Raw genomic sequence first — 537 nt, 5'->3', positions numbered from 1 at the left:
CTCTAGTTCTGCACCGGCCAGCGTGATCACGTCCGGCTTGATATCGGCGGTGCCGCGCAGGTTCAGCGGACCCTGGACCAATTTGGCGGCGGTGGGATTGGCGAGATCGAGTGCAGCAGCGCCGAGTTGGTAGGACAGCTTTCCGGTCTTGCCGCCAAAGTCGAAGGCGTCGGAATGCGCTGTCAGGCTGATCTTGCCCACTTGCGCCTGCGGCGTCGTCAGATCAGCGAGATCGGCAGCGATATCGATTGTCGCCTTGCGGAATGCGCCGTTCAGCGTCAGGCTTGCCTTGCTGAGGTCCACCGAGATCGGTCCCGACGCGAGCGGCAGGTCCAGGTGAACGCTGTCCTTGTCTCTGGCCGGCATGAGATTGCCGGTCAGCTTTGCTTCGCCTTTCGGATCGAGCGCGCCATTGGCAATCAACGCAAAACTGTCATTGGTGATCGATCCCGAGCGGATATCGATGAGGCCGGTTTCGGCGAAACGGGTGTCGACATCGATCTTGGTCTCGCCGGCAAACAGCGTGCGGAATTGCGT

1 protein-coding gene is annotated in these 537 nt (G+C 61.1%); it reads right to left on the bottom strand.

All coding sequences use genetic code 11. The features are described from left to right. Positions 1-537, bottom strand: a 537-nt coding sequence (locus tag AC1D0P_RS27930; protein WP_477679703.1) for a hypothetical protein, incomplete at both ends; no start/stop codon positions are given.

The organism is Polaromonas sp. P1_G2, assembly GCF_056405515.1.
This window is presented reverse-complemented; position numbering and strand designations above follow the sequence as displayed.